Source organism: Acetomicrobium hydrogeniformans ATCC BAA-1850 (assembly GCF_000160455.2).
Lineage (GTDB): Bacteria > Synergistota > Synergistia > Synergistales > Acetomicrobiaceae > Acetomicrobium > Acetomicrobium thermoterrenum.
The window spans coordinates 183,652-204,571 of the sequence record NZ_ACJX03000001.1 but is presented as its reverse complement, the minus strand read 5'-3'; the positions used below and the strand labels follow the sequence as shown (position 1 = coordinate 204,571).

The 20,920-nt window shown below is 47.0% G+C and carries 20 protein-coding genes; 13 read left to right on the top strand and 7 right to left on the bottom strand.

Annotation, left to right across the window (positions count from 1 at the left end; all coding sequences use genetic code 11):
- Together HMPREF1705_RS01045 and HMPREF1705_RS01040 are read left to right on the top strand one after the other, a co-directional pair.
- Positions 1–405: an archease gene (locus tag HMPREF1705_RS01045; protein WP_009200567.1), complete on the top strand. Its 405-nt coding sequence runs from the start codon at positions 1–3 to the stop codon at positions 403–405.
- Positions 406–420: 15 nt separating this feature from the next.
- Entirely contained in the window at positions 421–1,848 is a 1,428-nt protein-coding gene (locus HMPREF1705_RS01040; RefSeq protein WP_009200568.1) for an RtcB family protein, read from the top strand.
- Between the two features lie 54 nt (positions 1,849–1,902).
- On the opposite strand, the gene HMPREF1705_RS01035 is transcribed toward HMPREF1705_RS01040, so the two are convergent.
- Entirely contained in the window at positions 1,903–2,367 is a 465-nt protein-coding gene (locus HMPREF1705_RS01035; RefSeq protein WP_009200569.1) for a pyridoxamine 5'-phosphate oxidase family protein, read from the bottom strand.
- Positions 2,368–2,381: 14 nt separating this feature from the next.
- Positions 2,382–3,992, bottom strand: coding sequence for a gamma-glutamyltransferase family protein (locus HMPREF1705_RS01030; protein ID WP_009200570.1), 1,611 nt, complete (start codon positions 3,990–3,992; stop codon positions 2,382–2,384).
- A gap of 137 nt (positions 3,993–4,129) precedes the next feature.
- Here HMPREF1705_RS01030 and HMPREF1705_RS01025 point away from each other — a divergent pair, with 137 nt between their 5' ends.
- Positions 4,130–4,831, top strand: coding sequence for a class I SAM-dependent methyltransferase (locus tag HMPREF1705_RS01025; protein ID WP_009200571.1), 702 nt, complete (start codon positions 4,130–4,132; stop codon positions 4,829–4,831).
- A 120-nt stretch (positions 4,832–4,951) separates the two neighbouring features.
- Here the strand turns inward: HMPREF1705_RS01025 and HMPREF1705_RS01020 are convergent, their stop codons facing one another.
- The 3 genes from HMPREF1705_RS01020 to nifS are packed head-to-tail and all read right to left on the bottom strand — an operon-like array spanning position 4,952 to position 6,966.
- On the bottom strand, positions 4,952–5,392 hold the full coding sequence (locus HMPREF1705_RS01020) for an MOSC domain-containing protein (RefSeq protein ID WP_009200572.1): 441 nt from the start codon (positions 5,390–5,392) through the stop codon (positions 4,952–4,954).
- On the bottom strand, positions 5,377–5,790 hold the full coding sequence (gene nifU / locus HMPREF1705_RS01015) for a Fe-S cluster assembly scaffold protein NifU (protein WP_009200573.1): 414 nt from the start codon (positions 5,788–5,790) through the stop codon (positions 5,377–5,379). Before nifU ends, HMPREF1705_RS01020 begins: the two co-directional genes overlap by 16 nt.
- 6 nt (positions 5,791–5,796) lie before the next feature.
- Positions 5,797–6,966, bottom strand: coding sequence for a cysteine desulfurase NifS (gene nifS, locus HMPREF1705_RS01010; protein WP_083489939.1), 1,170 nt, complete (start codon positions 6,964–6,966; stop codon positions 5,797–5,799).
- A gap of 252 nt (positions 6,967–7,218) precedes the next feature.
- Here nifS and HMPREF1705_RS01005 point away from each other — a divergent pair, with 252 nt between their 5' ends.
- From HMPREF1705_RS01005 to HMPREF1705_RS00965, 9 genes are all read left to right on the top strand, one after another.
- Entirely contained in the window at positions 7,219–7,989 is a 771-nt protein-coding gene (locus HMPREF1705_RS01005; RefSeq protein ID WP_009200576.1) for a FadR/GntR family transcriptional regulator, read from the top strand.
- Entirely contained in the window at positions 7,976–9,232 is a 1,257-nt protein-coding gene (locus tag HMPREF1705_RS01000; RefSeq protein ID WP_009200577.1) for a 3-isopropylmalate dehydratase large subunit, read from the top strand. Before HMPREF1705_RS01005 ends, HMPREF1705_RS01000 begins: the two co-directional genes overlap by 14 nt.
- Positions 9,233–9,244: 12 nt before the next feature.
- The gene (locus HMPREF1705_RS00995; RefSeq protein WP_040347826.1) at positions 9,245–9,745 is read left to right on the top strand and encodes a LeuD/DmdB family oxidoreductase small subunit; all 501 of its coding nucleotides are present in this window, start codon (positions 9,245–9,247) and stop codon (positions 9,743–9,745) included.
- 63 nt (positions 9,746–9,808) lie between these two features.
- Positions 9,809–10,771, top strand: coding sequence for a tripartite tricarboxylate transporter substrate binding protein (locus HMPREF1705_RS00990; protein ID WP_009200579.1), 963 nt, complete (start codon positions 9,809–9,811; stop codon positions 10,769–10,771).
- A 47-nt stretch (positions 10,772–10,818) separates the two neighbouring features.
- Positions 10,819–12,342 carry a tripartite tricarboxylate transporter permease gene (locus HMPREF1705_RS00985; RefSeq protein ID WP_009200580.1) on the top strand — a complete coding sequence of 508 codons (1,524 nt, stop codon included), beginning with the start codon at positions 10,819–10,821 and terminating at the stop codon, positions 12,340–12,342.
- Positions 12,339–12,779 (top strand): tripartite tricarboxylate transporter TctB family protein, encoded by a 441-nt coding sequence (locus tag HMPREF1705_RS00980; protein ID WP_009200581.1) that lies wholly within the window; start codon positions 12,339–12,341, stop codon positions 12,777–12,779. Before HMPREF1705_RS00985 ends, HMPREF1705_RS00980 begins: the two co-directional genes overlap by 4 nt.
- A gap of 17 nt (positions 12,780–12,796) precedes the next feature.
- The gene (locus HMPREF1705_RS00975; protein WP_009200582.1) at positions 12,797–14,059 is read left to right on the top strand and encodes a nickel-dependent lactate racemase family protein; all 1,263 of its coding nucleotides are present in this window, start codon (positions 12,797–12,799) and stop codon (positions 14,057–14,059) included.
- A 48-nt stretch (positions 14,060–14,107) separates the two neighbouring features.
- Entirely contained in the window at positions 14,108–15,442 is a 1,335-nt protein-coding gene (locus tag HMPREF1705_RS00970; RefSeq protein ID WP_009200583.1) for an NAD(P)-dependent malic enzyme, read from the top strand.
- Between the two features lie 434 nt (positions 15,443–15,876).
- On the top strand, positions 15,877–17,136 hold the full coding sequence (locus HMPREF1705_RS00965; protein WP_009200584.1) for an argininosuccinate synthase: 1,260 nt from the start codon (positions 15,877–15,879) through the stop codon (positions 17,134–17,136).
- Positions 17,137–17,143: 7 nt separating this feature from the next.
- On the opposite strand, the gene HMPREF1705_RS00960 is transcribed toward HMPREF1705_RS00965, so the two are convergent.
- On the bottom strand, positions 17,144–18,424 hold the full coding sequence (locus HMPREF1705_RS00960; RefSeq protein ID WP_242603490.1) for a B12-binding domain-containing radical SAM protein: 1,281 nt from the start codon (positions 18,422–18,424) through the stop codon (positions 17,144–17,146).
- Between the two features lie 240 nt (positions 18,425–18,664).
- Between HMPREF1705_RS00960 and HMPREF1705_RS00955 the strand changes: the two genes are divergently transcribed.
- Positions 18,665–20,053 carry an alanine/glycine:cation symporter family protein gene (locus HMPREF1705_RS00955; RefSeq protein WP_009200586.1) on the top strand — a complete coding sequence of 463 codons (1,389 nt, stop codon included), beginning with the start codon at positions 18,665–18,667 and terminating at the stop codon, positions 20,051–20,053.
- 83 nt (positions 20,054–20,136) lie between these two features.
- On the opposite strand, the gene deoC is transcribed toward HMPREF1705_RS00955, so the two are convergent.
- The gene (gene deoC, locus HMPREF1705_RS00950) at positions 20,137–20,802 is read right to left on the bottom strand and encodes a deoxyribose-phosphate aldolase (protein WP_009200587.1); all 666 of its coding nucleotides are present in this window, start codon (positions 20,800–20,802) and stop codon (positions 20,137–20,139) included.
- Positions 20,803–20,920 lie beyond the last annotated feature (118 nt).

The following is a 20,920-nucleotide window of genomic DNA, read 5'->3' as shown; positions in this document are numbered from 1 at the left end:
GTGCCTTGGGTGGAGCTGCCTCATACGGCAGACGCCGGTCTGGAAATAACCGCCTCTTCCGTTGAAGACCTAGTCACAGAAGCGGCACGGGCGTTTTATGCATTCATGTTTGGCGAGGTTTCTTTAGTGAGGTCTGTTGAAGAACACACCGTTGAATTGGAATGTATGGATTTACTGGAGCTTTTCGTTTCCTGGTTAAACGAGCTTTTGTATATTTACGATACAAAGGAGAAGGTGTTTTCTCCCGAAACAATCGAAGTTGACCCAAAAAGAGCCCGCCTGCTCGCAAAAGGTAACCTGCATATCGCGCCAAGCCCCGCAAGAGCTGTCAAGGCTGTGACTTACGGCGGTGCGGAAATTTCGGAAGGCCCGCCATGGAGGTTAAGGGTATATCTTGACCTGTAAAGGAGGTGAATTCCCGTGGCGTTAAAGCAAATAGATCCTGTCAGGTGGGTGTTGGAAAGGGACTTCAAGATCGGAATGAAGGTAACCGGTTTGATATATGGAGATTCCTACATAATTCAAAACCTTGAAAAGGAGGGCGCTCTGACTCAAATAGCCAATGTCGCATGTCTGCCCGGCATTTTAAAGCATAGCTTCGCTATGCCCGACGTTCACTGGGGATATGGCTTTCCCATCGGTGGAGTTGCTGCCTTTTCATTGAATGAAGGAATCATATCTCCGGGGGGAGTTGGCTACGACATATCCTGCGGCGTGAGGGTTATGTTGACATTTATCGAGGAGAAAGAAGTGGCATCCTGCATAGATGAGTTAACGGCTGCACTGTTTTCCAGGGTACCCAGCGGAGTGGGATCAAAAGGGGCTTTGAAGATCAGCGAAACAGAGCTTCTTTCGGTGCTTGCCAAAGGCGCACTTTGGGCAGTTAAGAAGGGCTACGGAAGGAGCGAAGACCTCGAATGTATTGAAGAAAGAGGTACCTTGCCCCATGCAAACCCCGATGCAGTCTCCAAAAAGGCCATTGAAAGGGGCAAGCCTCAGCTCGGCACTTTGGGAAGCGGGAACCACTTTCTGGAAATACAGGTTATAGATGAAATTTACGATGAAAACGTAGCCAGGCAATTCGGCTTAAACCCGGGACAAGTAACCGTGATGATCCATTGCGGAAGCCGCGGGTTGGGGCACCAGGTTTGCGATGACTACATAAAAGTGATGCTTAGAGCCATGAATAAATACGGCATAAGCGTTCCAGACAGACAGCTGTGTTGTGCCCCCTTGAAATCGGAGGAAGCAAAACAATACCTGGGAGCGATGCAGGCTGCCGCAAACTACGCTTTGGCCAACAGGGAGATAATAGGGCATCTGGTAAGGGAAGTATTTGGCGACTTTTTCCCCAAGTCCGATTTGAAACTTCTGTACGACGTAAGTCATAACATGGCCCATATCGAAAAACACGATGTGGAGGGAAAGCAGGCCGATGTGTGTGTCCACAGGAAGGGAGCAACAAGGGCGTTTCCTCCGGGTCATCCTTCATTGCCCGAAAAATATAGACAGGTCGGTCAGCCAGTGATAATTCCCGGCAGTATGGGTACGGAAAGCTACATCCTTGTCGGGACCAAACGAGGGATGGAAGAGTGTTTTGCCTCGACATGCCATGGCGCCGGAAGGGTTTTGAGCAGAAAGGCTGCTATGAAGTCCGAGAAGGCGGACACTATTTTGAAACGGTTGGAAGACAGAGGCATAAAAGTCATGGCCGAGACGATAGGAACTGTAAGGGAAGAAATCCCCGAAGCCTATAAGGACGTTTCTCGCGTAGTCGATGTCGTAGAGAAAGCAGGAATTAGCAGAAAAGTTGCGCGACTGCGCCCGTTGGCCGTCATCAAGGGGTAAGTAAAGTTGCAAGGCCAAATTAATTGCTTTTGGCCTTGCCACTTTTTTATCGGATTATTGAGGGCCGGGATTTTGTTTTCCGGTAATGCTATCTACTTTGATTTTCCATACTAACACACGGTCTAACATGGGCTTTGGAAGCTCGAAGGCCCCGTGGGCGAAGTGTTCAACGAAGATAGTCAGAGCCTTTCTTTTTTCGGTTTCGTCTTCGATGAATGAAACGATCCCTGAACCTATCACGCTGCGATAATGTGTTGTCCAATCGCAAGGCCTTGGTCCCTCGATAATCTTCCATTCAGGAACTACGCAAAAAGAAACTCTAAGGTTTTCTCTGGCAATATCTACCTTTTTGCCTTCTAAGGCTGAGTGAAGGTAAAGAAAACCGTCTTTCCATGCATAATGCATCGGCACGATGTACGGTTCATTATTCCTACAAAGCGACAAAAAACAAACTTTCCCTTCCTCTAAAACTTCCTCTATCCATTTTTGGTCCGTTATTTCGCGGTCCTTTCTCCTCATGGCGGGTCTCCTCTTTACCAGACAGCAATATGTCCGTCAGTTCGAGGTTCTGTGGCACAGCAGTAGGTACCATGTTCCGTCTTCCAAATGATTTGCCCTCTTCCGAAGGGGTGATGTTCCAACTCTATTTTCACGTCGTGTCCCATTCGTGACAATGCTGTAGCGACGTTTTCCGGCATCCCGTATTCTATAGATACCATGTTATCCTTGATCCACTGCCAGCGCGGTGCGTCCAGCGCCTCCTGGGGATTTAAATGAAAGTCAAGCAAGTTCGCTAATACTTGTACGTGAGCCTGGGGTTGCATGTAGCCCCCCATAATTCCGAAAGGCCCCACGGGTGAACCGTCCTTTGTCAAAAATCCGGGAATTATCGTGTGATAAGGGCGTTTCCCCGGGGCTATGCAATTGGGGTGTTTTGGATCGAGCACGAAGCAATGGCCCCTGTTATGCAGAGCGATTCCCGTTCCCGGTACCACCAGCCCCGATCCGAAGCCCATGTAGTTGCTCTGGATGTAGGATACCATGTTGCCCTCTTCATCTGCCGTAGCCAGGTAAACCGTGTTGCTGTGAGGGGCGATACCTGATGCGTAGATCTTTGCGGTCTCTCCTATTTCGCTCCTTCTCTGACGGGCATAGTCTTCGGAAAGTAGCTTTAATAGGGGAATTTCGATGTGTCTTGGATCTCCAAGCAGGGACAGACCATCGGCGAAAGCCTGTTTCGTGGCCTCAATTTGAAGGTGATATGACCTCGGGTCCTCTTTATCTGTTAGATCGAAGCCTTTGAGGATGTTAAGCGCTACTAGTGCGACCAGTCCCTGTCCGTTAGGAGGCAGTTCCCAGACGTCGAAACCTTTGTAATTGATGTTCAGCGGATCTACCCATTCCGGTTCGAAGGACTCGAAGTCTTCCACTTCGAAATATCCGCCTGTAGTTTTCGAAAATTCCAGAATTTTTTCAGCAAGTCGTCCTTTGTAAAAGGACGCAGCTTCCGTATCTGCAATTTCACTCAAGGTGTCCGCCATCTCCTCGCAACCCCACACTTCGCCCGGCAGAGGAGCCCGTCCTTTGGGAGCAAAGACATCGAACCAGTGTTTAAATATCTTTTCTTCCTTGGCCGCCATAAGATACTTATTGAGTTGTCTTGCCCAATTATCCGATAGCTCTGGGGATATGGGATAACCCTCCTTGGCATATCTAATGGCGGGTGCTAAAACATCGGGGAGGGGAAGTTTTCCAAATCTCTTAACCAACTTTGCCCATGCTGCAGGGGCTCCCGGTATGGTTATGGGGATCCAACCTAGGGAAGGAATATCTTTGTACCCTTCATTCGTCAGTTTTTCGGCGGATATATTTTTTGGCGCCGGGCCGCTGGAATTTAGGCCGTATAATTTTCCCTTAACGTAGGCGATGCAGAAAGCATCTCCTCCTATGCCGTTTGAAGTTGGCTCAACAACTGTTAAACATGCTGCAGCAGCAACTGCAGCATCTATTGCATTTCCGCCCTTTTTTATAATCTCCAAACCAGCCTCGGCTGCCAATGGTTGTCCTGTTGCAACTACACCCTTTTTGGCGAAAACCAGATTTCGCCTTGAAGGATAACGATGGGAATAGGGGTTAAACAACATATGATATTCACCTCTTTATTATTGGTCCATTTATTTTGTAACTGTTATATGTTCCTTTTGTGTTACTATAAAATAATACTACTCTTTGGCTTATTTGCCTTCTGCGTTGCACAAATTCAGAAAGGAGTGAGAAGGTTTTGGCGGAGATTTTTGACGACAAAATGGCAGATACCTACGATGACTGGTACAAGACTCCTAAAGGCATGCTGGTGGATAAAATTGAAAAGGCAGTAATATACGAATTTTTAAAACCCGAATCAGGCATGGAAATTTTGGACATAGGTTGCGGTACCGGGAATCTGTCTTTGGAACTGGCCAAATTGGGGGCAAGGGTCACCGGCATAGATATCTCTGAGGCGATGCTTGTTAAGGCTCGAGAGAAGGCAGCGAGGGAAAATCTCTGCATAAACTTTTGCTGTGCCGACGCAAACGATCTGCCTTTCGAAGATGAAACTTTCGATGCAGCTGTTTCTCTTTCGGCTTTAGAATTCTCCTCTGATTTAAAGAAAACCTTATCAGAGATTTATCGTGTGCTGAAACCGGGCGGGCGCATGGTAATCGGCCTCATTGGAGGAGGAAGCGCCTGGAGCAGGTATTACGAGAAAAAGGCCAAGAAAGATCCTGAAAGCGTCTTTAGACATGCCCACTTTCGAACGCTGGATGAGCTTATTGCTGCCATGCCTGGGGAAAACGTTCAGGGCAAGGCGGTTTTGTTCGTTCCGCCTGATTTTAATTTTGAGGATAGGGAAAAAGCTTTGGAGCTCGAAAGGGAAGCGCAAAGACAGGGAAGGAAGGACGGTGGATTTATATGTGCCCTTTCCTACAAACCCTTAAAGTAAATATAAATTTATAGGCTGGCTTGAATGTCGATATGATTTTAGTCCTTCATGGGAAAATAAAAAACAAACAGCAGGCTTGTAGCGAAGCCTGCTGTTTGTTTTATAACGCTATTTCTAAAGTTATTTCTTGACCTTTTTTACGACATCGCCTTTCTTGACGCGGCCGCCCTTAATGACTGCACAGAAGATTCCCTTTTTGGGCATTATGCAATCTCCGGTTATTTTGAAAATTTCGCATTTGCTGTGACATTCCTTGCCGATCTGCGTGACCTCGAGCAGGGTTTCGCCGACGCTTATCCTGTCTCCGATTGACAGGCTGTCCATATCGAGGCCTTTCACCGTTATGTTTTCCGCAAAACTGCCCGGCCCTAAATTTGGCATCTTTTCCCGCATTTTCTCTATGTCTTCCAGGGCAAGTAAGCTCACCTGTCTGTGCATGAAACCGGCATGAGCATCGCCTTCAAGGCCCATTCCTTCGATAAGAGTGGCTTCGCCTACATCTTCTTTGACGGTGCCCTTTTTCTTTGAAAGGCAGACCGCCCACACTATGCCTTCGCACATTGCTTTGTTTCGCTCGCTTCCCTTTTAGTATTGCCCTTTTTCGCCAGATAGTCGTCTACAGCTGCTTTAATGCCTTCTTCGGCAAGCAATGAACAGTGGACTTTTTGCGGCGGAAGTCCGCCAAGCGCTTCGGCAACGTCTTTGTTTGACACCTTCAAAGCTTCCTCTATCGTTTTGCCCTTAACAAGCTCAGTAACCATGGAGCTTGTTGCAATGGCCGCCGCGCATCCGAAGGTCTCAAATTTCACGTCTACTATGCGGTCGTCTTCTATCTTCAGATAGATCTTCATAACGTCTCCGCAGACGGGATTTCCAACCTCTCCTATGCCGTCGGCATCTTCAATTCTTCCGACGTTTTTAGGATTCATGAAAAGTTGCATTAACTTTTCCGTATACATCACATATTACCCCCTTTTGCCGTAAGGAGACATTACCCTTAACGACTCTACTACTTTTGGCAAATTTTCCAATACGTAATCTATGTCTTCCTCGCTTGTGTCCTTCCCAAGGGTAAGCCTCAAAGAACCGTGGGCTATCTCGTGAGGCAACCCTATGGCTAGCAAGACATGGCTTGGCTCAAGGCTGCCCGATGTGCAGGCCGAACCGCTGCTTGCCCCGATCCCTAGGGCATCCAGACGCAAAAGCAAGGATTCTCCCTCAATGTAATGGAAACAGAAGCTCGCGTGGAAGGGCAGGCGCTCCGTTCTGTGGCCTGTGAGCATCGCATCTTCAATTTTCTCCAAGATTCCGTCTATCAGCCGATCGCGCAAATTTCTTTCCTTTTCTGGCTCGCCCTTGGCAAGCCTGTCTGAGGCTAAAGCAGCAGCCTTGCCGAAACCGACTATTCCGGCCGTATTTTCAGTACCCGAGCGCAATCCCCTCTCTTGGCCTCCTCCGTGAATCAGAGGAACGATTTTAACTCCCTTTTTGATGTATAAGGCCCCGACTCCTTTTGGACCGTACATCTTATGTGCCGCCATGGTCATCAAATCTATTGGAAGTTTTTTGACGTCTATGGGGATGTGTCCCGCTGCTTGAACTGCGTCTGTATGAAACAGCACGTCCTGCTCGCGGCATATGTTCCCCAACTGTTCGATTGGTTGGACCGTTCCTATCTCGTTGTTTGCAAAGTGAATAGTAACCAGTATAGTGTCGGGCCGAATAGCTTTTCTCAACTCCTCGGGCCTTATCGTGCCGTATTCGTCTACGGGAAGGATGGTGATGTCGAAGCCCTCTTTTTCGAGCCATTTGCATGTGTCCAATACGGCGTGATGTTCTATCGCCGAGGTTATTATGTGGCGCCCCTTGTCCTTTTTTGCTAAGGCAACGCCCTTTATGGCTATATTATCGGCTTCGCTGCCTCCACCTGTAAATATGATCTCAGAGGGTTCGGCATTGATCAGCCGGGAAACTTCGTCTCTTGCTTGGTCGACCGCCTGCCTTGCCTTTCTTCCCCAGGCATGAAGGCTGTTTGGATTTCCGAAGTCCATGGAGAAGAAGGGTAGCATCGCCTCCAGGACTTTTTGGTCCACGGGCGTCGTTGCTGAGTGATCTAGATATACAAAACGATTCATAGTTTGCATCGCCTCTCTTTATTAGATAAGCCTAACTTCATTAAAAATTTACCCTTTATCAGGGATATTGTCAAGCAGTTTCGTGTTTACTTTCAGGATTTCTTTTATTTGGGAGAAAATGTGAAGATGTTAGCAATTCCTGAAAAGAGAGTGGTGTAATATTTTCCAATTACTTGACTGATCAAAAAGTACGTGGCAAAATAGAAAAAACCAGTTGGACTACCTTGGAATACCAGATTTCGAGGTGTGAAAATGACGAGGAAAGAATTGGCAATTAGTATTTACGATCAGATAAAAGAAAACAAGCTGGGCAGGGACAATAAACTGCCGAGCGAGCGCGAGCTGGCAAATATGTTTCAGGTCACACGCCCTTTGATAAGAGAAGCCCTGGCGATGCTCGAGGCCTTCGGCATAATTGAGGTTCGGGATCGGCAGGGTATATTTATAAAAGAAAAGGCGTGGAGCGAAATTTCGCTGCCGCTGTCCTTTTTGGTGGATTGGCCTCTCGATATCCTGCCCCAAGTATTTGAAGCCAGATTGATAATTGAGCCCAAGGCAGCGGCAATTGCTGCGAAAAGAAGAACACAATCGGATATAGAAAAACTTAAAGAAACCATTTTCAAAATTGAAGAGCTTTTTAAAGAAGACAGGTCTGACAAAGCGTTATTGGGCGAAAAGTGGAATTCTATCTTTCATGCCATTGTTGTAGCAACCTCGCACAATGATGTCTTATGTAGGATACATGAAGGGATCATTAGATTATATGAACGCAATGTCTCTTCCTTTCCAAGAGAAAAGGCACCCATGCCCTTTGAAAAATGGCCCAAGGAAATCTGGATGGAACATGCAGGTATCGTCGATGCTATAGCAGAGGGAAATGCAGCTGAAGCCGAAAGAAGAGCCTATGAACACGTTTTTATATCACAGGAGCGTATTTATCGGTTTACCCAATCACTTGGGCTGCAATTTTTTGTTCCATTAAACGGTCATGCGAAGGAGGATGAGCTACATGCACGCGCTTGAAAAACTGTTAGCCAAAGCGTCCGGTAAAAGTAGCGTCAAGACAGGTGAGATTGTCGAGGCCGAAGTAGATTTAGCAGAAGTTAACGACCTTTATCTTCAAGTAATAAAGTCCTTTTACGAAATGGGAGGAAAGAAAGTTGCGCATCCTGAAAGGGTGGCTTTTGTCTTCGATCACTACTCCCCGCCCCCTACCATAAAGGCAGCAGATAATCAGAAGCAAATGAGAGAATTTTGCGAAAAAATGGGAATTAACATGCTTTACGACATAGGCGAAGGTGTTTGTCATCAACTCTTGGCCGAAAGCGGCTTGGTGGGTCCCGGGAAAGTGGTCATAGAGACGGATTCCCATACCACGACGCTTGGAGCTCTCGGTTCCTTTGCGACCGGTGTAGGAGCCACGGATTTGGCCATTATCCTCTTGACGGGCAGACTATGGTTTAAAGTGCCTTCAATCGTCAATATTAATCTCGATGGAAAACCATCTTTTCCTGTCATGGCAAAGGACGTAATACTCCATGTTTTAGGGAAGTTAAAACAGGATGCTGCCATTTATCAGGCCATAGAGTTCACAGGTTCAACTTTATCCTCCATGGAGATGGACGAGCGGTTTGTGCTTTGCAACATGTCTGTGGAGATGGGCGCTAAGACAGCTTATATACAGCCCGATGAGATAACGTTTGGATTTTTGGAAGCAATGGGCGCAAAAAGAGAAGATTTCGATGTGTTGACCACTGATGAAGGCTTTACTTATTCGATAGTACACCATATAGATGTAAACGACCTAAAACCCCAAATAGCCTTACCGGGAAGTGTCGACAATGTAACAAATGTGGAGGAAGTTGAGGGGACACCCGTAACTCAAGTGTTCATAGGAACCTGTACGGGCGGCAGGTTGAACGACATCAAAGTGGCGTCGGAAATTTTGAAGGGCAGAAGTGTAGCTAAAAACGTTCGCTGTATAGTTATTCCCGCTTCCAAGAAGGTGTTTAAAGATGCCCTGAAGCTGGGTTACGTTCAAACCCTCATGGATGCTGGAGCGGTTTTTGTTACCCCCGGATGTGGTCCCTGTCTTGGTGCGCACGAAGGCGTTCTTGCCCCCGGAGACGTCTGCGTATCTACCTCGAGCAGAAACTTCCCCGGTCGCATGGGAAGCACGCAGGCTTCTATTTACATTGTCTCTCCCGCTACGGCAGCGGCTTCTGCGATCAGCGGCAGGATTACCGATCCTCGCAAAATTCTTTAGGGAGGAATGGCCATGGACGCTATAAAAGGAGTAGTGCATATCTTCGGAAACAACATCGATACGGATCAGATCTATCCCGGCAGGTATTTGGAGCTTACGGAACCTCAGGATATAGCAAAACACGCAATGGAAGGAGCAGACGAAGCCTTTCCCTCGAAGGTCAAGCCGGGAGACATCATTGTGGCCGGAAAAAATTTCGGATGTGGCTCTAGCCGCGAACATGCAGTTATTACCCTGCTTGCTGCAGGCGTTAAAGCAGTCATAGCCAAGTCTTTTGCCAGGATTTTTTATAGAAATGCCATCAATCGTGGGCTTTGTGTTGTAGAGATACCCGATCTTGACCTTTCGAAAATACAAGACGGACTCAGTGTGAGTGTAGATGTGAGAGAAGGTAGGGCAGCATTTTCGAACGGTTATGAAGCCAGATTTGTACCTTTTTCTGACCATATTTTGGAAATTTTTGAAGCGGGAGGCGTCATACCGCTTTATAAGTCGAAGACGGAGGAGAGGTGATGGGTCCGGTCGTATTTGTATAAGCTATATCATTGCATCAAATAAAAAGGAGGAGGATAAGAAATGAAGCGTTTCATGGCAGGTCTTGCGATTGTTTTGCTTTTCGTAGCGGTATTTGGCGTTTTTGGAATGATGGCGGAAGCAGCGTACCCGGAAAGGCCGATTACTTATGTAATAGCCTTTAACCCAGGAGGAGAGTCGGATATCACCGCTAGAGCACAGCAGCCCTATTTGGAGAAAGTTCTCGGAACGCAGATCATAATCACCTACAAGATCGGCGGAGGCGGAGCCGTTGCGTGGTCTGAAGTGCCGCGAATGAGACCAGACGGTTACACGATTGTCGGTCATAATATACCTCATATAATCCTTCAGCCGCTTCAACGCAAGGACACTGGTTATAAGACCACCGATTTAAAGACAGTTTGTTGGTTCGAAGCAACGCCCAACGTACTCGTCGTTCCAGTGGACAGTCAATTTAAAACGTTAGAAGACTTCGTAAAATACGCCAAAGAGCACCCCGGACAAATAACCTTGGGAGGAAGCGGAAGCTATAGCGCAAACCACCTGGGGACAGTTGAATTTAACGAGGCTGCCGGAATAGAGACGACGTATATACCATTTACCGGATCGGGAGATGCGGTTCCTGCTTTTTTGGGAGGCCATGTCACCGGACTGATGACCTATACTACGATGGTCGCAAATTACAGAGAGCAGATGCGCCCCTTGGCTGTAGCAACGGAAGAAAGGGTTTCAATATTCCCCGATGTTCCTACATTTAAAGAGCTTGGATATGACTATGTCGAAGGTGCTTACAGAGGCATTTGTGTGCCACCAAAGACGCCCGATGAAATAGTTAACAAATTGGCCGATGCTTTCAAGCAAGTAAACGAAACGCCAGAATTCAAAGAGAAGATGGAAGCCATGGGATTTCAGATGGTATTTTATGGGCCTGAGGAATCGGAGAAATTTGTGGAAGATCGTGTGGAGTACTACAAAAGCATATTGGATAAATTAGAGATGAAATAGTATTTCTTCGATGGTGGCTTGTAAATCTGGGAGGGGGGAAATGTACGATGGATATATTTTTAGAAGCTTTTCTTAATGTCCTTTCTATTAAGAACATCATTGCTATGACGCTGCTCATACCGCTGGGCATGATGGCCGGAGCCCTGCCTGGGTTTACGGCCACCATGGCTGTGGCGATACTTGTTCCCTTTACTTTTGCCATGGACCCCATTATGGGGCTTATATGCGTGAGCGGAGTATATTGCGCGGCCATATATGGTGGAGCGTTTCCGGCAATTTTGATAAATACGCCGGGGACACCTTCATCCATTGCCACGTGTTTTGACGGTTACCCTATGACATTGCAGGGAAGAGCGCAGGAAGCCTTGTTTACTATCGCCTTCGCTTCCCTTGTGGGAGGCTTTATCGGGACGATAGGGTTGATCGCTTTTTCCCTGCCTTTAGCTAAAATTGCGTTGAAGTTTGGCCCGCCGGAATATTTTTGGGTGAGCATTTTCGGTCTAACTATAATTGCCGGACTTTCCGGTGATTCTTTGCTGAAGGGCATCGCAGGAGGAGTGCTTGGACTGCTCATAAGCACCATCGGTATCGCTCCCGTTGGCGGAGACGTGAGATTTACCTTCGGAATAGCTTCCTTCCAAGGGGGAGTGGAACTCATTTCCGTGTTGATAGGTTTCTTCTGCATACCCGAGATATTCAAGATGGCAAAAGACCCTGTCGGTTCTTATTTGAAAAGCACCAATATAGGTCATGCGGGCGGCGGATACAGGGAAGTGATCTATAAGGGGTTTAAAAATGCCTTTGCAGACGTGATTAATTTAGTGCGTTCTGCAATAATAGGCTTATTCGTGGGGATTTTACCGGGAGCAGGTGGCAATATAGCTAATTTAATTGCCTATAACGAGACAAAAAGAGCGTCCAAAGATCCTGAGAGTTTTGGAAAGGGCAATCCCCAGGGAATAGTTGCCACCGAGTCTGCCGATAAGGCTACTATTATGGGCTCTTTCGTGCCCCTTCTCACGCTTGGAGTTCCCGGATCTCCTGTAGCAGCAGTTGTTTATGGGGCTCTGATGATTCAAGGATTAAATCCCGGGCCGGAGCTTTTTACTAAACATGCTGAAATTACATATACATTTATGATGTCCTTTTTCGTTGCTATGGCTCTGACAGTATTAATAGGCATGTTTGCCGGCGTTTTGTTCTATCAGATTATAATGCGGTTGCCCGTAAGAGTGCTGGTTCCGGCAATACTCCTTCTTACTATCGTTGGTTCCTATGCAGTGAGAAATAACTATATGGACGTCATTTTCATGCTTGCCAGCGGATATCTAGGGTATGTCCTTTCTAATTTAGGATTTAGCCCCGGGCCAGTGGTATTGGGGTTGGTGTTGGGGCCAATAGCCGAGAAGGGGTTGGTTCAGGGTTTTTTAATGGGAAACAGTATGTTCCCGGGAACGCCGTGGCTCGTATTTTTTACAAGGCCAATATCCATAGTTTTGATAGTAATATCCGTAATTTCGGCTCTGTGGCCGATTTATGCAGCTCGTAGGAGAAGGAGGGCTGCCTTATGATGTTAAATTCCGATTTATACGGCGGATTGATCATGCTTGCTTTTGCCGGTATTTTTTGGCTTCAGAAGGGAGACTTTACGAAGTTTGGATTAATGTTTCCAAAGGTCATCATTGCTTTATTGGCATTTTTAGGTGTAGTGATGATCGTCAAAGCAAAAGTAAAGCCTCAATACGTGAAACCTTTTTTAAAAGATATAAATAAATACATGGCTGCTACGATGATATGGTCGTTAGTGTGGGTTCTTTCCGCAAGTTACATCGGATTTTTTGTCGCCAGCGTTGTGTCCATGTGGGCAATTCAGTGGTTTCTCAGCAGTGAGCGCAATTTAAAAATTTCAGCCATATCTCTGGCAGTGGCCATTGGGAGCGTATTCGTAATATATTACGTCTTTACCAAGTACTTATATATATTCTTTCCCGAAGGCTTTCTTTTTTAAATAAGAGGTGATCCTATATGTTGATGCAGATGAAATACGGTAAATCGGAAATTGCCTTTGATGTCGATCAAAACAGGATAATCAAAACGTTAGAGCCCAACGAAAAACCCGGCATATCAGATCCGTTAAATACCGTAAAAGAGGCTTTAAAAAACCCAGTTGGGACCCGTCCTTTGGCTGACCTGGTCTCAGCCAAGAAGCCGAAAAATGTGGTTATCGTAGTCAACGATATTACTCGGCCTACGCCCTACGAAAGTCTGCTACCCCCTCTGCTTGAGGTCATGCATGACTGCGGGTTGAGTGATGACCAGATCACTTTTCTCACGGCTACTGGAATTCATGATCCCCATACTCGCGAACAGGACTTGGAGGTCTATGGCAAAGACCTGGTGAATAAGTGTCGATTCGTGTCACATTGCGCAGACGATGATTCCGCACTTGTGGAAATGGGCAATCTTTCTACAGGATTGAGTCTCAAAATTAACAGGTTGGTTGTGGAAGCTGACTTTCTTATAACTTTAGGCGTAATAATGCCTCATTATTTTGCTGGATTCTCCGGCGGCAGGAAAAGCATTTTGCCGGGGGTAGCAGGGAGAGAATCGATAGAAAAGAATCACTCTCGCATGGTCTATCTCATGGACGACCTTCCGTCGATAAGGCAAAACCCCGTAAGCCTTGAGATGATCGAGGCAGCTAGGCTCGTTGGCGTGGATTTTATTTTAAACGTAGTTACAAACAGCAAAAAGGAGATAGTCAAGATCGTTGCGGGAGATTTGGAAGATGCCTGGTATGAGGGTGTCTCGGTCTCGTCGGGGATGTATGAGGTTCCCATAGCAAGAAAGGCAGACGTCGCCATAGCCAGCGCAGGCGGTTACCCGAGGGACATCAATGTCTATCAAGCACAGAAGGCTCTTGACCATGCTGATAAAGCGACGAAGACAGGTGGAACCATTATCTTGGTCGCTGAATGCTCTCAGGGTTACGGAGAACGGACCTTCGAGGAGTGGATGCGTGAAGCCAAAAAACCGAGCGATGTTATAGAGCGGATAAAGAAAAACTTTGCCATGGGCGGTCATAAGGCCTACGGAATTTGCAAGGTGGCAAACGATAAGGAAATTATTTTGATTTCTTCCCTATCCGAAGAGGAGACAAAGGGGTTGTTTATGCGTAAAATGGGCTCAGTCGATGAAGCTATAAAATATGTCGAAGACAAATACGATCAACCAAGCTATATATTAATGCCTTACGGCAGCCTGACGGTTCCCGTGCTTTCAAACTAGCTTTTTACATACAAAACAAAAAGTCGCAAAGGTTGTGAGGTGAAGTTAATGGATTTAACTAAGGACGAAATGCTAGAAAGGGCCAAAAAGCCTGCAGAGGAAGCTGTTAAGCTACATCGATATTATCAAGGAAAGATGCAGACCGTACCAAAGTGCTGCATCAGAGATGTCTCCGATTTCGCAATATGGTATACTCCCGGTGTAGCGGAGCCCTGCAAGGAGATAAAGAAAAACCCTGATTTGGCTTATGAGTTTACCAATAAAGGGAATACAATAGCCGTCGTTACGGACGGAACGCGAGTATTGGGCCTGGGTGATATAGGTCCCGAAGCTGGATTGCCCGTCATGGAAGGAAAGTGCATGCTCTTTAAGTACCTTGGCGGCGTGGACGCCGTGGCCATCTGCCTTGATACGAAGGACCCCGACAAATTCATCGAGACGGTCAAGAATTTAACTCCTGCCTTCGGAGGGATAAACCTTGAAGATATAGCTCAACCAAAGTGTTTTTACATACTTGACGAACTGAGAAAGGATTGCAAGATACCCGTATGGCACGACGATCAGCAGGGAACGGCTGCCGTTAACCTCGCTGGCTTGTACAGCGGACTTAAGATAACGGGGAAGAGAATCGAAGATATAAAAGTAGGTTTTTTCGGTTGCGGAGCTGCAAACGTGGCCACGATAAGAATTCTCATAAGTGCAGGGGTCGATCCCAAAAACATACTTATAGCGGATAGCAGGGGAGTGCTTCACCCTGACAGAACGGACCTTGAGGACGTAAAATACGATGTTAAACGCCATCTCGCCCAATTAACCAACCCTCAGGGGATAAGCGGCGGACCGGAGAAGGTCTTCGAAGGCGCCGATGCTGTCTTTTGCTATACAAAACCAGGCCCGGACGTCGTGAAAAAAGAATGGGTGGCCAAAATGGCAAAAGATGCCATGCTCTTTGCTTGCGCCAATCCTGTGCCGGAGATATGGCCGTGGGAGGCAAAGGAAGCAGGAGCCAGGATAGTGGCCACGGGAAGGTCGGATTTTCCCAACCAGATAAATAATTCTTTAATCTTTCCTGCGGTTTTCAGAGGAACGCTTGACGTCAGGGCATCGGTCATAACGGACGAAATGTGTATAGCTGCTGCAAAGACCCTGTCGGAATGTGCCGAGAAGATAGGAATGAGCGAGGAATACTTGATCCCGACAATGGATCGGACGTGGGTATACCCCGAGGTCGCTGCGTCGGTGGGTGTCAAGGCAATCGAACAGGGAGTGGCGAAACTCACCGCGTCCAGAGACGATCTGGTCAAGATGGCGGAAGAAAGGATAAAGGCTGCCCAGGAGACGACGAAACTTCTCATGAAAGAAGGATTGATAAAATCTCTGTAAATTTAGCTAATGGCTATTGACAAATCTTATAATATTTGGTTAACTAACCTAAAGTTCACTGAGGAGCGTGGAATGTTGATGTTAGCATCTCTCCGAATAAGACGAGCTAGACGTATAAGACCTTGTTCCGCTCAGTTGTCCGATATTAGGGCGATGAGGGGAAGAGTAGGTCTGTGCTCGTCGACAGAGAGGGGATGCATAAGCTGAGAGCGTTCCTCGAGTGAAGCCGGACCGAAGAGAGTCCCCGAGCCAGTTCCGAAGAAAGGTTAAAACCAAGTAGGAACTCGGGTGGCCTCCGACAAAAGGCCGGCAAGAGGGCAGGACCAAAAGGTCCTAGCCAAAAAGGGTGGCACCGCGGGCAATTAAAGGCTCGTCCCTTAAGTGGGACGGGCCTTTTTTATTTATGAATATATTTTATTAAAGGAGGAATTGTAATGTATAAAGGTAAAGTGGTTTTAGCTTATAGTGGAGGGCTCGATACTTCAGTCGCTATAAAGTGGCTCATGGATCAAGGGTATGATGTCGTAACCTTTACTGCAGACGTCGGACAGGTAGTCGATTTGGAGGCCTGCAAGGAGAGGGCTCTTCTGACCGGTGCTTGTAATGCCTATGTTATGGATCTCAAGGAGGAGTTTGTCCAGGATTTTGTATGGCCTGCACTGAAGGCAAATGCCATGTATCAGGGAACGTATCCCTTGACGTCAGCGCTTTCTAGGCCTCTGATATCCAAGTATTTGGCAAAAATCGCTGAGATCGAGGGAGCTGTCGCCGTTGCACACGGTTGTACGGGAAAGGGTCAAGACCAGGTCCGCATAGAAATTTGCACAAGGGCCCTGAAGCCCGATCTTAAGGTAATCGCACCGGTGAGGGATTGGCACTTCTCCCGGGATGACGAGATAGATTACGCCAAAGAACATGGAATCCCCGTTCCCGTCACAAAGAAAAGCCCATACAGCATTGACGAGAACTTATGGGGACGTTCCATCGAATGCGGTCCTCTTGAGGATCCCTGGACAGAACCGCCGTCCGATGCCTTTAAGCTCACGGCGGATCCCTGGGATGCTCCCGATGAAGTGGAATACGTGGAGATAACCTTCAAAGAAGGCCTGCCTGTAGCCCTGAACGGCGAGGAGATGGACGGCGTTGCTCTGATCGCTAAGCTGAACGAGATAGCCGGTAAACATGGAGTGGGACGAATAGATATGATCGAAGACAGGCTTGTTGGGTTTAAGAGCAGGGAAGTGTACGAATGCCCAGCGCCTGTTGTGTTGCTTCAGGCCAAAAAGGCATTGGAGAAGATGACCCTGGCGAAGGATGTAATAGCTGCTAAGGCTGACCTGGAGTTGAAATACGCCGAGCTGGCTTACGTGGGCTACTGGTTTTCGCCCCTGAGGGATGCGTTAGATGCCTTCTTCAATCAGGCGCAAAAGGTCGTCAATGGAGTCGTAAGGGTTAGGTTGTATAAGGGACAAAGCACGGTAGTTGGCCTTAAATCCCCCAATTCTCTCTACGTTGACGATCTAGCCACCTATTCGACGGGAGATAGCTTTGATCACTCTGCTGCTGTAGGCTTCATAAACATTTGGGGGTTGCCCGTTGTTACGTGGAAACAGGTCCATGGGTCAAAAAAGCCCGCATGCCAATGTGAGGCTTCTTTAGAAAAGGAGCCTATAAGCTCAAACCAAAAAGGCTAGAAAGATTTTAAATCAGGGGCGGGTCGTCGCGTCTAATGGAAGCCTTCACCCCGTCCCTTATTTTAATCTTGGCCAGATTTTTTAGCCTTTGCAGATTTATTTGTGTTATATCGGGTGTCATATACCCGCAATAGGCGGTGTTGTTCTGGTATAGAGGATCTTCTTTCAGTAGAGGAAAAATCTTGGCACATTCGTCGAACATGGGCGTTCCGGGTATGGGAGAGTATTCCGCTAGCTTGACTGTCGCACCTAGGGATTTTACAAAAAGGATTGCCCTCTCTACAGCCTCGTATTTCTGTCCGGGAAGGCCCACCAGAATATAGGTTTCTATGTCCTCGTGAGTGTAACCTGCCTTAAGCAGGTTTTCTACGGCCCTTATATATTGATCATCATGAACCTTGTCAGAGCCCGCTTTTTGTATTGAAGGGTCGGTGCTTTCAAGGCTTAGCCGTATAGTTTTAAAGCCTGTTTCGTAAAGATAGCGGGCACAAACTTCGTCGATCTCCCTCACGTGCAATCCGTTTGGGGTGTGGTAACGCAGGTGGCCATGCCTTTTTTTGAGTTCATCGCATAGGGGATAGAAGTGTCTTTCCTTGTCCAGTAAGAGCGCGTCGTCGTAAAAGGCGATATCTCCAACGGATCGCATGCCGGCTTGAAAGGATATCTCGTCAATAACTTCGTCAACGTTGCGCTTCCTGTATTTTGGCCAAAGCCTTTTGGAGGCGCAATATTTGCAGTTTAAAGGACAACCGATGGAGGTAATCGTAATCCCGTACTCTGGAGCGTCGTACAAATCCAATGCAGGACGGAAGAAGGGCACGCCGAGCGGCGTTGTTTGGACTCCGTCTGCGCCAAGACCTTGTGCATGATCGGGACATAGTTGGGCGTATATGCCACCCAACAGCAAAGGTACATCGGGAAAAATGCCTTTTACGATTTCGATACACCATTTTACGCCAAGATACCAATAGGTCATGCCGGAGGTTATGAGGATAATATCGGGAGGCTCTATCGCGGAAAGCCTTTCCTCCAGCTCTTCTTTCGTCATTCCAAAGTGATAAAACCGACGGGGGATGGCCTTGTAGGGTAGGGGTTTTCCTATTTCCCTTCTTTTGGGTTTGTAGCGTCCGTATGACTTAGGTTTATCCCTTCCCTCGTAAATACAGTCGATCAAATTTACGGTATTGCCCCTGCGACGAAGGTATTCCAGAATGTATAACAATCCCAGTGGTTTTGCCCAGAAGTCGAAAAAGGCAAAATCGAAGACAGGAGGGTTTATACCCAGCACCTTCTTATTTTCCAGCCCTTTTATAAATGCAGTGAAGTCACCCATATAAATAGTATATCAGATCATGCCTCAACCTATTTTAATTTACTGCAAGAGATCTATTCTAAAAATAGAAGCACGATCTCGCCTGTTTTAGTGGTTGTATACAGTCAAAAAGTTGCTCAAATTTTCGTAGTAGTTAAAATAAAAAAGCGGCGTTTATGTCATTTATCTTAAGTTTCGGAGGTGTTGGCTTTGTTGATGGAGCTTGTAAAGGCGGCGAATGGAATTTTATGGGGTAGTTTGATGATATGGCTATTGATAGGAACGGGGGTTTTCTACACGGTTCGCCTGGGCTTCCCTCAAATACGCCATATAGGACATGTGTTTAAGGTGTTGTTGGGAAGCAGAAAAGCGGAGGAGAAGGGCATTTCTTCCTTTCAGGCCCTCTGCACTGGTTTGGCAGCGCAAGTGGGTACGGGTAACATTGCCGGAGTTGCGACTGCCTTGGTCTCAGGAGGGCCCGGAGCCGTTTTCTGGATGTGGATCACAGCTTTGGTAGGCATGGCTACAATTTCTGCCGAAGCCATCCTGGCCCAGCTTTTCAGGGTTAAAAACGCAGACGGGACATATCGTGGCGGACCGGCTTATTACTTGGAAAAGGGCCTTGGGCAAAAGTGGATGGGCATCCTTTTTGCTATAAGCATCATCCTGGCCATGCCCTTCGTATTCAATGCGGTGCAGTGTAACTCGATCGTTGCAGGAGTAAGAGGTGCTTTTCTGAAGGAATCTTCAACGGCAAACATCGAACTTTACCTTGGGATAGTCGTGGCAATAATAACCGGAGTGGTAATATTCGGAGGTCTGAGAAGGATAGCGAAGGTTGCAGAAATTGTAGTTCCCTTTATGGCGATTATGTATATTGCCATTGCCTTGGTTACCATGATAATGAATATTACGGAAATACCTGCCATTATTTCTCTCGTCTTCAAGAGCGCCTTTGGGGTGAGGCAGGTCGCCGGCGGCATAATGGGACATACCGTGGCACAGGCTTTAAGATATGGAGTGGCGAGGGGGCTTTTCTCCAACGAAGCTGGCATGGGTTCCACTCCGAATGCCCATGCTACAGCCGAGGTAAAACATCCCGCGCGCCAAGGCTTTATCGCCATGTTCGGTGTTTTCGTCGATACTATAATAGTATGTTCGGCCACTACAATGTTCATTCTGCTCTCAGGACAGCTTTCCAGCGGGCTTACCGGAGTTGAGCTGACCCAAACTTCCATGCAGACGGTCGTGGGCTCATGGGGTCCCTACTTCATCAGTATAGCTCTTATGTTTTTTGCCTGGACATCGATATTGGGCAATTACTACTACGGAGAAAGCAATCTGATGTATTTGTTTTCCGGGCCCGGCAGCAATATTATGCTTTTAATTTACAGGCTCGCGGTTTTGGGAATGATAATATTTGGAGCTGTCAGCTCCGTGCCTCTGGTATGGGAATTGGCCGATTTCTTCAACGGTTTGATGGCCCTGCTCAACCTCGTTGGGATCATTTGTCTCTCGGGAATGGTCGTCAAAGTTTTCAGGGATTACGAAAATCAATTGAGGTTAAATCCAGAGCGGGAGCCCGTTTATGCCAAAAAAGAGTAGCTTATATTAACAAAAGCACCAAGTTTTAACTTAAAATTGCCGGTTACAGGCATATTTTAAATGGCGACTGTAACCGGCAATTCTTAAACCAAAGGATCAAAAGAGGACATTATTTGAGGCCCGCTGCTCGTTCCTATCCTGGTTGCACCAACTTTTATAAAAGCGTAAGCGGTTTTAAAATCGCGAATTCCTCCGGCGGCTTTAACTCCTATGTTTGCTGGTACATTTTCGCGAAGGATCTTCACATCTTCTATCGTTGCTCCGCTGCTTCCAAATCCTGTAGAGGTTTTGACGAAATTTGCTCCCCCTTTGACCGACAGCCGGCAGCCTCTCGCTTTCTCTTCATCCGTCAGATAACAGCACTCAAGTATAACCTTTACCGTAGCGCCGTCAGCAGCTTTTACTACGGCGGAGATGTCTTTTATGACAAAATTGTCATCCCCATCCTTCAGGGCTCCGATATTTATGACCATATCTATCTCGGATGCGCCGCTTCTTAGGGCATATTTAGTTTCAAGTGCTTTGGCCTCAGTGAAGGTTGCCCCCAAGGGAAAACCCACAACGGAAGCGACTTTTACGCTAGAACCTTCAAGAAACGATGCTGCAAAGCCCACTCTACAGGGATTTACGCAAACGGCGGCAAAGTTGTATCGAAGGGCATCCTCGCATAAAGTTTTTATATCCGAATGCGTAGCCTTAGGACTTAAATTCGTATGATCGATATATTTTGCAAATTCGTCTTTTGTCATTATTCTTTTCCTCCCCGATATAATCCTTATAACCTTTTTGTGATCGATTTTACCCTTTTTTTGTTGAAGTGCGGGGGCTGATTTTTAGGCAAGTCATAGTCATAAGTTTTTTATTATG

Excerpts from the sequence above, each read along its gene's own strand:
- HMPREF1705_RS01035 (WP_009200569.1), bottom strand. The coding sequence starts at position 2,367 with ATGAGGAGAAAGGACCGCGAAATAACGGACCAAAAATGGATAGAGGAA.
- HMPREF1705_RS01030 (WP_009200570.1), bottom strand. The coding sequence starts at position 3,992 with ATGTTGTTTAACCCCTATTCCCATCGTTATCCTTCAAGGCGAAATCTG.
- HMPREF1705_RS01020 (WP_009200572.1), bottom strand. The coding sequence starts at position 5,392 with ATGTGCGAAGGCATAGTGTGGGCGGTCTGCCTTTCAAAGAAAAAGGGC.
- nifU (WP_009200573.1), bottom strand. The coding sequence starts at position 5,790 with ATGTATACGGAAAAGTTAATGCAACTTTTCATGAATCCTAAAAACGTC.
- nifS (WP_083489939.1), bottom strand. The coding sequence starts at position 6,966 with ATGAATCGTTTTGTATATCTAGATCACTCAGCAACGACGCCCGTGGAC.
- HMPREF1705_RS01005 (WP_009200576.1), top strand. The coding sequence starts at position 7,219 with ATGACGAGGAAAGAATTGGCAATTAGTATTTACGATCAGATAAAAGAA.
- HMPREF1705_RS01000 (WP_009200577.1), top strand. The coding sequence starts at position 7,976 with ATGCACGCGCTTGAAAAACTGTTAGCCAAAGCGTCCGGTAAAAGTAGC.
- HMPREF1705_RS00995 (WP_040347826.1), top strand. The coding sequence starts at position 9,245 with ATGGACGCTATAAAAGGAGTAGTGCATATCTTCGGAAACAACATCGAT.
- HMPREF1705_RS00990 (WP_009200579.1), top strand. The coding sequence starts at position 9,809 with ATGAAGCGTTTCATGGCAGGTCTTGCGATTGTTTTGCTTTTCGTAGCG.
- HMPREF1705_RS00985 (WP_009200580.1), top strand. The coding sequence starts at position 10,819 with ATGGATATATTTTTAGAAGCTTTTCTTAATGTCCTTTCTATTAAGAAC.
- HMPREF1705_RS00980 (WP_009200581.1), top strand. The coding sequence starts at position 12,339 with ATGATGTTAAATTCCGATTTATACGGCGGATTGATCATGCTTGCTTTT.
- HMPREF1705_RS00975 (WP_009200582.1), top strand. The coding sequence starts at position 12,797 with ATGTTGATGCAGATGAAATACGGTAAATCGGAAATTGCCTTTGATGTC.
- HMPREF1705_RS00970 (WP_009200583.1), top strand. The coding sequence starts at position 14,108 with ATGGATTTAACTAAGGACGAAATGCTAGAAAGGGCCAAAAAGCCTGCA.
- HMPREF1705_RS00965 (WP_009200584.1), top strand. The coding sequence starts at position 15,877 with ATGTATAAAGGTAAAGTGGTTTTAGCTTATAGTGGAGGGCTCGATACT.
- HMPREF1705_RS00955 (WP_009200586.1), top strand. The coding sequence starts at position 18,665 with ATGGAGCTTGTAAAGGCGGCGAATGGAATTTTATGGGGTAGTTTGATG.
- deoC (WP_009200587.1), bottom strand. The coding sequence starts at position 20,802 with ATGACAAAAGACGAATTTGCAAAATATATCGATCATACGAATTTAAGT.